Below are 571 nucleotides of genomic sequence, written 5' to 3' on the forward strand. Positions count from 1 at the left end.
GTAACTAAAACAAAATTTGTTACCTCTCACTATCACTGCCTTTATGTTTGCAAAAATCCAAAAAAGAGAAAATTCTATCCCTTTTCTCGATTCAAAAAAGATTCCAAGACCTCTGAAGGACGTAGTCTTCACTATAAGGACAAAGAAGACGTATGGAATATCAAGCGAGAATACTGGACTGGCGATGAGAAAACACCAACTAAACTTCCTGCAGAGCTAATTGAGAAGATTCTCTACTACTCTAGTAAGAAAAATGATCTAGTACTAGACCCATTTTTAGGCTCAGGACAAGTTGCAATGATTAGCAAAAAGCAAGGAAGAAAGTTTTTGGGATTTGAAATTGTAAAAGAGTATTATAATTTTGCAAAAAAACGACTAGACAAAAACATCTACCGAATTAAAAAATAATTAATCAGACTTTTCTGAATCAGGCTCTATCTTCTTTCCCATCTTTTTTGAGATAAGCTCTCGTAGCTCATCAGTTGTCATACCAACTGGATTCTCACCCAAAGATTTTGCAATCATCTCTAGTTTTTGTCTCTCAGTTTGTACAGGACCATTTACTTCGACA

Annotated in this window: 1 protein-coding gene; it reads left to right on the forward strand. The window is 34.9% G+C overall.

The genetic code is table 11. The features are described from left to right. On the forward strand, positions 1 to 408 hold a 408-nt coding region (locus C6988_RS11045), incomplete at its 5' end, for a DNA methyltransferase (RefSeq protein WP_182135506.1). Between the last annotated feature and the right edge of the window lie 163 nt (positions 409 to 571).

It is taken from the genome of Nitrosopumilus sp. b1, assembly GCF_014078545.1.
Classification (GTDB): Archaea; Thermoproteota; Nitrososphaeria; order Nitrososphaerales; family Nitrosopumilaceae; genus PXYB01.